The sequence below is a fragment of the Euhalothece natronophila Z-M001 genome (assembly GCF_007904085.1).
GTDB classification, from domain to species: Bacteria; Cyanobacteriota; Cyanobacteriia; order Cyanobacteriales; family Rubidibacteraceae; genus Halothece; species Halothece natronophila.
In genome coordinates this window covers 718839-731800 of the sequence record NZ_CP042326.1, presented here as the reverse complement: position 1 = coordinate 731800, position 12962 = coordinate 718839, and the positions used below count along the sequence as shown (strand labels likewise).

The following is a 12962-nucleotide window of genomic DNA, read 5'->3' as shown; positions in this document are numbered from 1 at the left end:
ACCTAAGTCAACCCCAATTATTAATTAGTAATGCTTTCCGATTACAACAAATAAACTAAACCAAACAGAATCACCCAAACCACATCAACAAAATGCCAATAAAGTTCTGAGGCTTCTACGCCAAAATGTTCTTCGCTGGTATAGTGATTTTCACGGCGCGATCGCAGCAGTACAAATAAAATCAGGAATAATCCCACTGTTACGTGCAACCCATGAAAGCCAGTGAGAACATAAAAGCAACTGGTGAATAAATTAGTAGTTAAACCAAATTCCAAGTTGGCATACTCATAAATTTGTCCCCCGAGAAAAATTGCTCCCATCAGGGCGGTTAAGCCAAACCAAAACCGTAATCCTGATACATCATTTTTCTTAATGGCACTTTGTCCACGGTGCATGACAAAACTACTGGAAATCAGAATAATGGAGTTGATTCCAGGGAGTAATAATTCTAATTCAGGTGTTCCTTCAGGGGGCCATTCTGGGACAACAGAATAGTAAATCAGATAAGCCGAGAATAACCCCAAGAAAATCATACTCTCAGCCACTAGAAACAAAACTACCCCAAACATCCGTAGATCAGGATGTTCTTCATGGGATGTTTCCTCCCCATAAGTAATGGCTTGTGATTGATTGACGGTTGAACTTTGCATGATATTTTCCTTTTCTCAAATTCCGCTTACGAACTCATGTCAGCTTTCACTTCTGATAGCAACTCATCCACCGACTGGTCATCTTCAGTAACATCAATGCCATAATCATAGGGGCCTGACCATAACACGGGTTCTTCCTCAAAGTTTTCAATGATTGGCGGTGAGGTGGTTTGCCATTCTAACGTTAAGGCTTTCCAAGGATTTGCCCCAGCTTTTTCCCCCTTAAAGACAGACCAAACCAGATTAATTAAAAAGGGAAAGGTGGAAACTGCCAAAATATATGATCCAATCGTACAGACTACATTGAGGGTTTGAAATTCTGCATCATAAACCGCAATGCGACGATTCATGCCCTGTAATCCTAACTGGTGCATGGGGAGAAACGTAATATTTAACCCAATATAGGTTAACCAAAAATGGATTTTCCCCCAAGTCTCATTCAGGTGTTTCCCAGTCATTTTCGGGAACCAGTGATAAATGGCTGAAAAGAGTCCTAAAACACTACCACCAAAGAGAACATAATGCAGGTGGGCAACAATGAAATAAGTGTCGTGAACGTGAATGTCAAAGGGAACAGAAGCAAGCATCACCCCACTTAAGCCGCCAATGAGGAATGCAGACACAAAGCCGATGCCGAATAACATGGCACTGTTGAGACGGAGTTTGCCTCCCCAAATCGTGGCACACCAGCCAAATACTTTAATGCCTGTGGGAACCGCAATAATCATTGTGGTTGCCATGAAAAACATGCGTAACCAGCCTGGAGTCCCACTACTAAACATATGGTGTGCCCAGACAATTAAGCCGAGGAAACTAATGGCAAGACTGGAAAACGCGATCGCGCGATAGCCAAAAATTGGTTTACGGGCATGAACAGGCAACACTTCCGAAATTACCCCAAAAAAGGGCAAAATCATAATATAAACCGCAGGATGGGAGTAAAACCAGAACATATGTTGGTAAACAATGGGATCACCCCCTCCTGTGGGATTAAAGAAAGCAGTGCCCGCAATTAAATCAAAGGATAAGAGAATTAGCGCTGCTGCTAGTACGGGGGTACTAACCAACACCATTGCGCCTGTTGCCAACATTGACCAGCAAAACAGAGGCATTTCAAATAAGCCCATGTCTGGTATCCGCATTTTGAGAATCGTGGCAACAAAGTTGATCGCCCCTAAAATTGAGGAAGTCCCCAGCACTAAAATACTGAGAATCCATAGTTCCTCACCAGCTTTCCCAGTCATTAAACTAAGTGGGGGGTAAGAAGTCCAACCTGCTTGCGGTGCGCCCACAAAGAAACTTGCCATTAATAGCAAGCCACCCGGAGGAATCATCCAAAATGCCACGGCATTCAACTTAGGAAAAGCCATATCTTTTGCCCCAATCATTAGGGGAATCAGATAGTTGGCTAACCCTGCACCCGCCGGAACAATCCAGAGAAAGATCATTACCGTTCCATGGACAGTAAACAGCTGATTATAGGTTTCTGGATCAACAAAATCAGATTGGGGGGTAGCTAACTCCGTGCGAACCATCGCCGCCAAACCCCCGCCAATGAGATAAAAGATAAAAGAGGTCACTAAATACTGAATCCCAATGACTTTATGATCAGTATTAAATGTAAAGTAATCTTTGAGTTTTCGGGTTTCTTCAATATGTCCCGTTGTTGCTGGATTTGCCATAAATTCTATTTAGTGAATCTGTGCGTCTAATGTGTCTAAAGTTTTGTCATTAACCCCAATTTTTTCCGCATAGGGAGTGAGTAAAGGGGATTGATCACTACGCGCGATCGTTTCCTCTAAAGGTTTACTTTGCGCCACTTGTTGGCTTTCTAACCACCCTTGATAATCTTCTTCACTTTCAACAATTAACTGGGTTTTCATCGCCCCATGATAGGGACCACATAATTCAGCGCAAATAATCGGATATTCTCCAATTTTCTCTGGGTTAAAACTCAACTTAGTTTCGCGTCCTGGAATTGCATCTTGCTTTATACGCAGTTGCGGTACCCAAAACGCATGAATGACATCGCCAGCGCTAATATTTAATTTCACTGGCTTACCCACAGGAACGTGCAGTTCCCCAGTAACAATGCCACTGTCAGGATAGGTAAACAAGAAGGCATATTGAATGGCATTCACATCCACTGATAAAGGCTCGACGTTCTTAACCTGATTATTGGGGGAATCTCCTAAACCCAGAGCCAGATAATTAGACGCTGAAGCCAGTAAGCCTTCCCAGCCGTTAGCAGACTGGTTCTCTTGAGCCACTTTTTGGGGGCCAGGATCTCTAGAGGCTTCTGGGTTTAATCCTCCCATTGAGTTATAGACATCAAAGCTATAAACCGAGAGAATCAAAACAATTACCGTAGGAATTGCCGTCCAGAGAATTTCTAGGGAAACATTTCCTTCAATCGGGGGGCCATCACTGTCATCCCCAGCTTTTCGTCGAAAGCGAATTACCGAATAGATTAAAACTCCTTCCACCAGTAGAAATAAGCCGGTGGCAATGGTCATCATCAGTTTAAAAATGCCATCTACTGCTTCTGCTTCGGGAGAGGCAGCAACGGGCAATAAGCCATTATCCTGACCGTACCAAAGGCTAAGGATAGCAATGAAAATTGTCAGGGAAATAATTGTAATTTTGTTTGTGGTAGTCACAGTGTTTAGGTTATAGTCGTTTGAGTTTACAATTCTTTTTTAACGTTTTAGGGGAGAGTAATGAGTAGGCAATTGCTTGTTCCTCATCTACGGTAAAACAAACTTATGGAAAAATTCAGGGGACAGGGACAAATTTCAACCTTTTTTAGGGTTTTCTTTGGGATCGCAATAAATCTTAACAATCCAAAACAATTAAATCTAAAGAAAAGACAAAGATTATTGTCTCTAATCTGAAGAATATCTAAAACCATGGCAGGGAGTGACGATTCTGATTAGAGTGGTAGGTGAATCACCCCAGATGTTGTTTTGGCAAGGTTAAGTTAAAAATAAACACAAGACTTAGCAACTAATTAGATTTTTATAATCTTCAAAGATTATGACAGAATCAGTTATTCAGCAAAAAATTACCCAATCTAAGAATCAATTAACCGCGCAACAGCAAGTGCGACGCCTAATTTGGAAAATTTCCATTGCGACATTTATTTTGATGGCGATTGGTAGTGCGACAAGGGTAATGGATGCAGGGTTAGCTTGTCCCGATTGGCCCCTGTGTTATGGTCAAATCGTTCCCTCGCAACAGATGAACTTGCAAGTATTTTTGGAGTGGTTTCACCGTCTTGATGCTGCCCTAATTGGCTTGAGTACCCTCTTTTTAGCGGGATTCTCAATTTGGTATCGTCAATCATTACCCCGTTGGCTACCTTGGGCTTCGGTCTTAGCTGTGATTTTAGTTAGTTTGCAAGGACTCCTCGGCGGACTCACAGTCACTGAGTTGTTACGATTTGATATTGTTACTGCCCATTTAGGAACAGCCCTCTTATTCTTTGGGTTATTAGTGGGCATGGGAACGGCTTTATTGCCCTATCAGGGGACAACTACTGCCAAAAAACTCCCTTGGCTAGGAGGAATTGCTGTGGCATTAGTTTATGGGCAAAGTCTTCTCGGTGGACTCATTGCCTCTCGCTGGGCAGTGCATCAATGTTATACAGGTTCCCAATTATGTTCTGTAATGAATAGTCATTTATTGGGGGTATTACCGGCGAGTCTAGCAACTCTAGCTGTGGTCATTTTCTCTTGGCGAACCCCAGCGTTGCATCCTGCTTTACGGAAAATTTCTAATGCTTCAGGAGTCTTACTCATTTTGCAAATTTTAGTCGGCACTGCAACTTTTCACTTTCATCTGCAAGTTGAACCCCTTACGGTTACACATCAAGCTGTTGGTGCTGCCTTGTTTGGTGGCTTAGTGGCTTACACAGTTCTAGCCGTGCGAGATGCAATGACTTCTTCTCAATCAGTATAATATTGGCTCATTAAGAAGCAAAAGGTTCCCAGAACTACTTATATGAAAGCTAAGCAACTCTACTGATATTGATCCCCTCAATGCCCATTATTAAGGGTGGCAAAGGCAAAATTATTAGTAGCAAGCATTTAGGTATTTCATATTACATTGCATTGAATTGGAAAACTTTAAGTAACTGCACACTATTCAATTTTCAAGGAATTAATTACCCATGACTGGGACTAGTCTTTCTCATCGCAACGAAACCTTTTTACAAGTTATTCAAAGTTATTATCAACTGACGAAACCACGCATTATTCCCTTATTACTAATTACCACGGCAGCTGGAATGTGGCTTGCCGGAGATGGAGAAGTGGATCCGCTTAATCTGTTTATTACCCTCCTTGGGGGAACTTTAGCGGCGGCTTCAGCGCAAACTTTGAACTGCATCTACGATAAGGATATTGATTATGAGATGCAACGGACGCGGAAACGTCCTATTCCTTCAGGAAGAGTGCAGCCACAACACGCTTTACTGTTTGCTATGGTTTTAGCTGGGCTGTCTTTTGGTTTGATGGCCTGGTTCGTGAATGTTTTAAGTGCATTACTAGCACTGTCTGGTATTTTTGTTTATATGCTGGTTTATACCCATTGGCTGAAGCGTCATAGTACCCAGAATATTGTTATTGGTGGCGCTGCTGGGGCAATTCCTGCTTTAGTGGGTTGGGCCGCGGTGACTAATGAGTTAAGTTGGGCGGCTTGGTTTTTATTTGCGATTGTCTTTTTCTGGACTCCGCCTCATTTTTGGGCTTTGGCGATGATGATCTGTGATGATTATGCAGAAGTCAATGTTCCGATGTTGCCAGTGGTGAAAGGGGTGAAAGAAACAGCAGAACAGGTATTTGCTTATACAGTATTTGTTGTTCCCTTAACCTTTGGTCTAATTTATCCTCTTGGTGAGTCGGGATGGATTTATGGCATATTTGCAACGGTTTTAGGCTTTGTTTTTATTAAGAAGGCTTGGGTGTTGCGACAATCTCCTGAGGATAAACTAAAAGCGCGATCGCTGTTTAAGTATTCCATTCTCTATATGATGCTGTTATGTACGGGAATGGTCATTGATAGTTTACCCTTGACTCGCCATACGGTGGCATTTATTACCGATACTCTCTCTCATCTCACTGCAACATTAATCGGTTAATTGTTGCTTCCCTCGCCACTAGCGGGGGATAGAGTGAGCTACTTACACTCACATCGTCTAGCAATTTAAGTGGGCGCTAGGTCTAACGACTAATCTCTTCGGGATGTGGTCGTCGGATTCTCGCCTATATTGCTAAAATTGATGGTACGTTCAAGTTCATTATCTGTTTCTTCCAGTTGTTTTTGTCTCTCAGCAGCAATTAACTGTTGCTCTAATTCCTGAGTAGAGGAAAGGAGATCACTTAAGCCTTCAATGAGTCGTTCTAAATTACGTCTAAATTCAGGGTCTCCAGTTAATTCATCGAGATCAGACGTAATTTTTTGTGTATTTTCAAAGGTTGCTCTTGCTGAGTCAAGGGTTTGTTGCATTAGCATTAAATTTTCGGAACTACTCAAGACTTCAGAAGCATTTTTAAGATTTTCTGACGTTTCTGCGGCATTGGTTGTTAAGGTTTCTAAGTTCGTGATTAACTTTTCAGTATCCGTTTGTTCAATGCTTGTATTTAAGGTTTCTAGGGTAGGGCCGAGAGTTTGCATCACCCGATTTAATTCTTGACTAGTTTGACCAATTTCAGAAAGGGTTGTTTCAATATTTTCCTCATTGGTAACTACGATCCGATTTAAGTTCCGAATTAACTCTTGGGTTTCTGTTGCAGTGAGGGCTAATTCTTCCCCAGTTTCTTCTGTAGTAGCAGTTAAAATTTCTAATTGTCGGGTGACTGTTCCTGAGATATCTGATATATCTCGACTCACTTCGGCAATGCTTTCTGCTGCTTCAGTACTGCTAGCGGTGAGTTCTTTTATATTTTCAAATAATTCGGGATCACTAATTAATTCTGCGGCTTGGGAAGTATTACGAATTAAAACATCTAAACTCGCTCCAACTTCTCCCTGTACTGTGTCATTTTCACACACAACAATAGTGGAATCACAATCTTCACTAATTGGGCTTACTTCAGCCTGTTCTGAAGCAAGTTCGGTTTGGGGAAAAATATCAATGGAGGTTTCTCCCACTAACCCTGATTGATTAGCTTCAATGGTTAACCCTTGTCGAGGAAGACTTAAATCAACCCGATTAATCCGAATGACAATATTAACACCGTTAGCGTGGGGTTCAGTTCTCTCTACTTCTCCAACTCTTACCCCGCGATAGCGCACTGGTGATCCTGCGATGACTCGATTTGCATTGGTAAAAGTAGCAGTAATTTTATAACTATCTTGCCCTAATCTAAAATCTCTGAGCCACATAAAAACCCCGCCAAATAAGAGGAATCCTACTAAAATTAGCAAGCCAACTGAGCCTTCTCGAACTGTACGCGATCGCATTTTTTTATCCTTATTTTTATTTATTTTCTATAGCGGTTTTCACTTTCAGTTTGAAGCACATTCTTGATTTTGTCCTTCGTCTTTTGTAAACCAGTGACTAATGATTACCGGTGAATTTATTGACCACCAATTACCCGAATTGGGCCCTTAACACTGGCACTAAAAAATTGTCGAACCATAGCATGATCGGTGGTATCAATTTCATTTACATTGCCTTCCCATTGCACTTTACCTCCATAAAGAAAAATAACTCGGTCGGCAGTCCGACGAATGGTACTATCTTGGTGACTTACCATAACATACGTGCCACATCCTGTGTTTTGACCTTGTAATCGACGTACTAAGTCTTCAATAACGGTAGAAGCAATAGGGTCTAAGCCTGCGGTCGGCTCGTCATATAGAATAGTGGCAGGTGAAGTGTCAGGGTTATCAGGATCAGACATAATTGCCCTAGCAAAGCTAACTCGTTTTTTCATCCCTCCAGAAAGTTGTGCTGGCGAAAGATCGCCAGTTCCAGGTAAACCAACCATTTCTAGTTTTTCTTCTACTAATTTCCGAATTTTTTGGCGCGGTAAATCAGTATTTTGATAAAGAAAAAAACCAACATTTTCATTAACGGTTAAAGAGTCAAATAAGGCTGCTTGTTGGAAGACCATCCCAATATGAATGCTATCTTTATGGTCTTCAATTAAGCCTTCTCTTTTCTCTCCTTTAATATAAATCTCTCCACTATCAGGGGCAAGTAATCCTGCAATAATTCTCAATATAGTTGATTTCCCTGTTCCTGAGGGCCCAATAATCACTAGGGCTTCGCCATCATAAATGGTGAGGTCAACTTCATCAAGAATTACAGTGTCACCAAATTTTTTAGAAATTCCTTTGAGTTCAATTAAGGGTTCGTTCATGGTAATTAGTCATTAGTCATTAGTCATTGGTCATTAAGGACAAAGGACAAATAACATAGAATTTTATTCAATCAATTTAAAGTATTCTAAGCCTTCTATAATTCCTGCTGCATATTCTTGATGCGCTAAGTAACGATATTCGGTTGCATTGTTTTGATACCATTGTTTGAGTTCACTTTGAGCATTGCCAACTAAAATTCCTTGAGGATGTCCCGTATCAAAAAGGGCAATATCATTTCCTGAATCGCCACAAACAATCGTGTTTTTATCACTCATTTGCCATTTTTTTTGTAAAAACTGGACAGCTAACCCTTTATCGGCTTCTTTGGGGATAATATCTAAATCTTTACCTCCGCTATAAATAAGTTTAACATTTAAGTTAGCTTCAGTTAACGCTTTTTCAAGAGGATTAATAATATTTTGTAATGCTTGTGAAGAAAGATTGAAACTAATTTTGAATTGCCCTTGTTCAAACTCTGGTTGGAGAGTTAATTCAGGAAACTGCATGGTAATTTCTAGAATTTTCTTAGGATGCCAGTTTTGAGAAAGATAATTTTCCCAGTCTTGATCCATTATTTCTGTTTCTGGATTAAGATAAATTTCTGTTCCCACTGCAGCAATTAGAGCATCTGGTGGAAGTAGTGGTTTTTGTTGAGTTAACTGTTGATATAAAAACAGCGATCGGCCTGTGGCATAAACAATTTTTGTTCCATGGTTTTCTCGGCTTTTTTCTAGTTTTTTGTTTAATTTTTCTAAGCTTAAATCATCACCAATTAAAGTATTATCAAGGTCACTAATAAATAATTTTTCTTTCATCATTGAGTCTCCAAATGGTTAAGATGTAGCAAATATTATATAAAGGTTATCTTTTTGTTAGGAAAGGGTTAAGGTTTTCCTTGTTTTTAGATGATTTGTTATATTGAACTTAAAAGCTAGAGTTTCGGTAATTAATTTGGTAGTTATCTCGATTGAGGGAGGAAACAGTTATGGAAAATTGGTGGCAAACGACATTTCCTGAAGGGCAAAAAATGTTGCCAGTTCAAAGTCCAGGCGGTACTACTCATTACTTAGCTTATGGAGAAATTGGGACGGGAAAGCCAATTATTTTTTTACATGGGATTGGGAGTTGGAGTTATAGTTGGCGACGACTGATCCCGATTTTAGCGGAGAATTATCGGGTTATTGCATTTGATTTAACCGGACATGGTTTTTCGGATAAACCTGAACAATGGAAAATTACTCAGTTACAGCAGGAGTTACCCCAAGTTATTGAAGCCTTATGTGATGAACCAGCAACCGTGATTGCACAATCATTAGGAGGTCTGGTATCTGTATCAGCGGCAATTGATTATTCTCAATATTTTGATCGTTTAGTCCTGATCAATGCAGCAATTTTCCCTCAGGAATTACCGAGTGCGGGAATGCGCTGGTTAGCAGGAGTTCCTTTGCATTTGGTAAGAGGAATTGATCAATCGCGTTTAGTGAAGCCTTTAGCGCCAGTGGTGCGAGAGGTGGTTCGGTATGCCCGTCGGGATGTGGTGACAGCACCAGAGATGGTCACCTATGAGGATGTTTATGCGTTAACTTACCCCTTTGTAGAGAAAAGTGGCACGATCGCGCATTTTACCCAAACTCTACAACAGGCAGCCCGAGAAATTCAGTATCTAGAAAAACAACAGCCCAATTTAATCAGCTATGTTCACGATAATTTAGAAAATATACTCTGTCCTACTTTAATTCTGTGGGGAGACAGCGATCGCTGGTTTCCTCCCCGTCACGGCGAAAAACTGCACCAATCTCTCCCTAATTCCCGTTTAGAGTTTCTAGAGAACTGTGGGCATGATGCAACCGCTTGTGCTTCCGAACAAATCAAGACCAAAGTGATTCAGTTTCTCCAAGAAGAAGCTATGTTACAGGCATAGGAACCATCATTTCTCCTGTCAGACTAAAGGCTCTCACATCGGTAATCTTTACAGGAACTTGTTGTCCTTTTAATGCTTCGATATCGCCAGCAAAGAAGGTTAAGCGGTTGGTTCGAGTACGCCCCATCACTTGGGAACTATCTTTCGGGTTTTGTCCCTCTACTAAAACTTCTTCGGTACGATTGAGATAACGGCGCGATCGCGCAGCCGCCTTCGTGGAAACTAAATGATTCAGTCGTTGCAGGCGATCACTTTTCACCTCATCAGTGAGTTGATTTTCCCATTTTGCCGAGGGAGTGCCAGGGCGAGGGGAATAAGCCGCCGTATTCAACTGATCAAACTCAATATCTTCCACTAACTGTAATGTATTCTGGAACTGTTCTTCTGTTTCCCCCGGAAATCCCACAATGGCATCAGCACTAATTGCCGCATCAGGAATATAGTGACGTATTTTATCAATGATCCGCCGATACTTCTGGTGAGTATAACCGCGAGACATTGCTTTGAGTATTTCATTATCCCCAGATTGAAAGGGAATATGAAAATGCTCACACACTTTTGGCAACTCTGCACAAGCGCGAATCAGTCGCTCTGTAAAGTAGCGAGGGTGACTGGTAGCAAAACGAATGCGCTCAATTCCTGGCACATCATGGACATAATAGAGTAAATCGGTCAACGTATGCTTATGTCGTCCCTCTGGGGTAGAACCCGGTAAATCACGCCCATAGGCATCAATATTTTGCCCTAACAGCGTTACCTCCTTATAACCCTGTTCCCCTAAAATTTCCATTTCATTCCGAATTGCTTCAGGAGTCCGAGACTGTTCCACACCGCGCACATTAGGCACAACACAATAGCTACAGCGTTCATTACAGCCATAGATAACATTAACCCAAGCACTAATACTGCTATCTCGTCGGGGCCGGGTAATATCTTCCATAATATAGATGGGTTCTGTGGCAACTACCTGATTCCCATCTTCCACCTGTTCTAAAAGTTCTCCCAAGCGATTGGCATGTTGGGGCCCCATAACCAAATCCAACTCAGGAACACGCCGTAGTAACTTTTCCCCTTCTTGTTGCGCCACGCAACCAGCCACAACTAGAGTTAAATCAGCAGACTGTTGTTTCCGTTTTGCCTGTCGTCCTAAATAAGAATAAACCTTTTGCTCGGCATTATCGCGAATGGTGCAAGTATTATAAACAATTAAATTAGCTAAATTAGGGTCATCTTCAGGAATATACCCCATTGCATCTAAAATACCTGCCATGCGTTCTGAATCCGCCTTATTCATTTGGCAGCCAAAGGTTGTAATGTGATAACGGCGAGGAGTTGTTGCAGTCATAATGAGAAAACCTGCTTGCTGAATGAGACAACAAAGAAAAAAAGCAGGTGAGAACCTGCCCTTCGTATATTAACGTATGTTGATTCAGACTAGCCCTCAGAACCGCGAGGAAATTCCTCACCCTTGCTACTCATGGAACTGCTGAAACCGCCTGTTAACACATCAGCTTCTTTCACAAAACCACTGTAGGCTTCCATACCGTGTTCGCCAATATCAAGTCCTTGTACTTCTTCTTCAGCACTAACACGAATCCCAACAGTTGCTTTGAGAATTCCCCAGACAATTCCGCTAAAGACCACGGTAAATGCCCCAATCGCTAAAATACCAATGATTTGAGTAATGGGATTAGTACCGCCATCAAAGATTCCTACAGCAAATGTTCCCCAAGCACCACAAACGAGGTGAACCGAAATTGCCCCGACGGGATCATCAATTTTTATCTTATCGAAGAAACTAACGGAGAAAACAACAATCACCCCTGCAATACCACCAATAATGATTGCTGAAATGTAATTGACTGAAGCACAACCTGCTGTGATGCCAACTAACCCAGCAAGAATACCGTTAATAATCATGGATAAGTCAGGTTTTTTATCTCGGAGCCAAGATGTGGCAGTTGCGGTGACTCCCCCTGCTGCCGCCGATAAGTTAGTAGTCAGCGCGATATAAGGAACATTTGCTGTTGCGGCTAATTCTGAGCCGGGATTAAAGCCAAACCAGCCAATCCATAAAATTAAGCAACCAAGGGTAGCAATACTCATATTATGACCAGGAATGGCATTAGTACCACCCTCCTCCCGATATTTTCCAGTACGGGGGCCAATCAAAAATGCACCCACTAAAGCAGCCCAGCCTCCTACGGAGTGAACAATGGTTGAGCCTGCAAAGTCATTAAACTCCATTTCACCGAGCCATCCGAGCTCATCCCAGCCCCAACGACCCGTAATGGGATAAGAAATGGCAACTAAGAGGAAACTAAATGTTAAAAAGGGGCCAAATTTTACCCGTTCAGCAACTGCCCCAGAAACAATGGTGGCAGCGGTAGCGGCAAAGGCAACTTGGAATAAAAAGGAAATGGCAATGGGAACCCCCTCTGGATACTCTGGATCACCATAAGGAGCAGCTTCATTAGCAAAGAAGAAGCCAGAAGTGCCAATAAAGGGATTTCCTTCTGCGCCTCCATACATAAAGGCAAAGCCAATTGCCCAATAAGCAATGGTGGCTACCGCAAATACAATTAAGTTTTTCGAGAGAATGTTAACTGCATTTTTCTGACGAGAGAAGCCAGTTTCTAGCATCCCGAAGCCAGCGTTCATAAAAATAACGAGAACTGAGGCAAAAAGTAAGAAAATGGAATCTAAAACGGCTCTGAGTTCTTCAACACTATCAGGACCTTCAAAATCTTGAGCATGAGCTGCTGTATCCCAAAGCACAATAATAAGCGCGGCTAAGGGAATACAAGCTAGCCAATAGGGAGAAAAGGAACGAGTGATCACTCGTAAGGGTTGAAATAACGGTGATTGCCACAGAGAGGGCTTGTTAGAGCCAGTTCCCTGCTTTTGTTTGCTTTGAGACATTGTTACTGAAATTTCCTCATCTATGTAGGTGAACTCGAAATTAGACAATAAATCCTTGATCTGTCAAAAAGTCAAGGGGCATTTACTGTATTTATTCA

The 12962-nt window shown here is 41.7% G+C and carries 11 protein-coding genes; 3 read left to right on the top strand and 8 right to left on the bottom strand.

The window, feature by feature from the left end:
• Positions 1-41 precede the first annotated feature (41 nt).
• Genes FRE64_RS03385 through FRE64_RS03375 form a run of 3 tightly spaced genes read right to left on the bottom strand, consistent with a single transcriptional unit; the run spans position 42 to position 3310 of the window.
• Positions 42-650, bottom strand: a complete 609-nt coding sequence (locus tag FRE64_RS03385) for a cytochrome c oxidase subunit 3 (RefSeq protein WP_146294668.1) — start codon at positions 648-650, stop codon at positions 42-44.
• Positions 651-676: 26 nt separating this feature from the next.
• Entirely contained in the window at positions 677-2332 is a 1656-nt protein-coding gene (gene ctaD, locus FRE64_RS03380; protein ID WP_146294667.1) for a cytochrome c oxidase subunit I, read from the bottom strand.
• Between the two features lie 9 nt (positions 2333-2341).
• Complete coding sequence (locus tag FRE64_RS03375) at positions 2342-3310, bottom strand: cytochrome c oxidase subunit II (protein ID WP_146294666.1); 969 nt, start codon at positions 3308-3310, stop codon at positions 2342-2344.
• A 376-nt stretch (positions 3311-3686) separates the two neighbouring features.
• Between FRE64_RS03375 and FRE64_RS03370 the strand changes: the two genes are divergently transcribed.
• Together FRE64_RS03370 and FRE64_RS03365 are read left to right on the top strand one after the other, a co-directional pair.
• On the top strand, positions 3687-4610 hold the full coding sequence (locus FRE64_RS03370) for a COX15/CtaA family protein (RefSeq protein ID WP_146294665.1): 924 nt from the start codon (positions 3687-3689) through the stop codon (positions 4608-4610).
• A 211-nt stretch (positions 4611-4821) separates the two neighbouring features.
• Positions 4822-5790 carry a heme o synthase gene (locus FRE64_RS03365; RefSeq protein WP_146294664.1) on the top strand — a complete coding sequence of 323 codons (969 nt, stop codon included), beginning with the start codon at positions 4822-4824 and terminating at the stop codon, positions 5788-5790.
• Between the two features lie 89 nt (positions 5791-5879).
• Here FRE64_RS03365 and FRE64_RS03360 read toward each other — a convergent pair whose 3' ends face one another.
• The 3 genes from FRE64_RS03360 to FRE64_RS03350 form a co-directional block, all read right to left on the bottom strand.
• The gene (locus FRE64_RS03360) at positions 5880-7115 is read right to left on the bottom strand and encodes an MlaD family protein (protein WP_146294663.1); all 1236 of its coding nucleotides are present in this window, start codon (positions 7113-7115) and stop codon (positions 5880-5882) included.
• A 116-nt stretch (positions 7116-7231) separates the two neighbouring features.
• Positions 7232-8020, bottom strand: a complete 789-nt coding sequence (locus tag FRE64_RS03355; RefSeq protein ID WP_146294662.1) for an ABC transporter ATP-binding protein — start codon at positions 8018-8020, stop codon at positions 7232-7234.
• 63 nt (positions 8021-8083) lie between these two features.
• Entirely contained in the window at positions 8084-8839 is a 756-nt protein-coding gene (locus tag FRE64_RS03350; RefSeq protein ID WP_246140384.1) for a sucrose-phosphate phosphatase, read from the bottom strand.
• A gap of 167 nt (positions 8840-9006) precedes the next feature.
• On the opposite strand from FRE64_RS03350, the gene FRE64_RS03345 reads away from it, so the two are divergent.
• Positions 9007-9942, top strand: a complete 936-nt coding sequence (locus FRE64_RS03345) for an alpha/beta fold hydrolase (protein WP_146294661.1) — start codon at positions 9007-9009, stop codon at positions 9940-9942.
• Here FRE64_RS03345 and miaB read toward each other — a convergent pair.
• Positions 9926-11287 (bottom strand): tRNA (N6-isopentenyl adenosine(37)-C2)-methylthiotransferase MiaB, encoded by a 1362-nt coding sequence (miaB, locus tag FRE64_RS03340; protein WP_146294660.1) that lies wholly within the window; start codon positions 11285-11287, stop codon positions 9926-9928. The two genes, FRE64_RS03345 and miaB, sit on opposite strands and share 17 nt — an antisense overlap.
• A gap of 89 nt (positions 11288-11376) precedes the next feature.
• Complete coding sequence (locus FRE64_RS03335) at positions 11377-12864, bottom strand: ammonium transporter (RefSeq protein WP_146294659.1); 1488 nt, start codon at positions 12862-12864, stop codon at positions 11377-11379.
• Positions 12865-12962 lie beyond the last annotated feature (98 nt).

Coding starts and splice junctions, on each gene's coding strand:
- ctaD (WP_146294667.1), bottom strand. CDS start 2,332: ATGGCAAATCCAGCAACAACGGGACATATTGAAGAAACCCGAAAACTC.
- FRE64_RS03385 (WP_146294668.1), bottom strand. CDS start 650: ATGCAAAGTTCAACCGTCAATCAATCACAAGCCATTACTTATGGGGAG.
- FRE64_RS03355 (WP_146294662.1), bottom strand. CDS start 8,020: ATGAACGAACCCTTAATTGAACTCAAAGGAATTTCTAAAAAATTTGGT.
- miaB (WP_146294660.1), bottom strand. CDS start 11,287: ATGACTGCAACAACTCCTCGCCGTTATCACATTACAACCTTTGGCTGC.
- FRE64_RS03345 (WP_146294661.1), top strand. CDS start 9,007: ATGGAAAATTGGTGGCAAACGACATTTCCTGAAGGGCAAAAAATGTTG.
- FRE64_RS03350 (WP_246140384.1), bottom strand. CDS start 8,839: ATGATGAAAGAAAAATTATTTATTAGTGACCTTGATAATACTTTAATT.
- FRE64_RS03370 (WP_146294665.1), top strand. CDS start 3,687: ATGACAGAATCAGTTATTCAGCAAAAAATTACCCAATCTAAGAATCAA.
- FRE64_RS03365 (WP_146294664.1), top strand. CDS start 4,822: ATGACTGGGACTAGTCTTTCTCATCGCAACGAAACCTTTTTACAAGTT.
- FRE64_RS03360 (WP_146294663.1), bottom strand. CDS start 7,115: ATGCGATCGCGTACAGTTCGAGAAGGCTCAGTTGGCTTGCTAATTTTA.
- FRE64_RS03335 (WP_146294659.1), bottom strand. CDS start 12,864: ATGTCTCAAAGCAAACAAAAGCAGGGAACTGGCTCTAACAAGCCCTCT.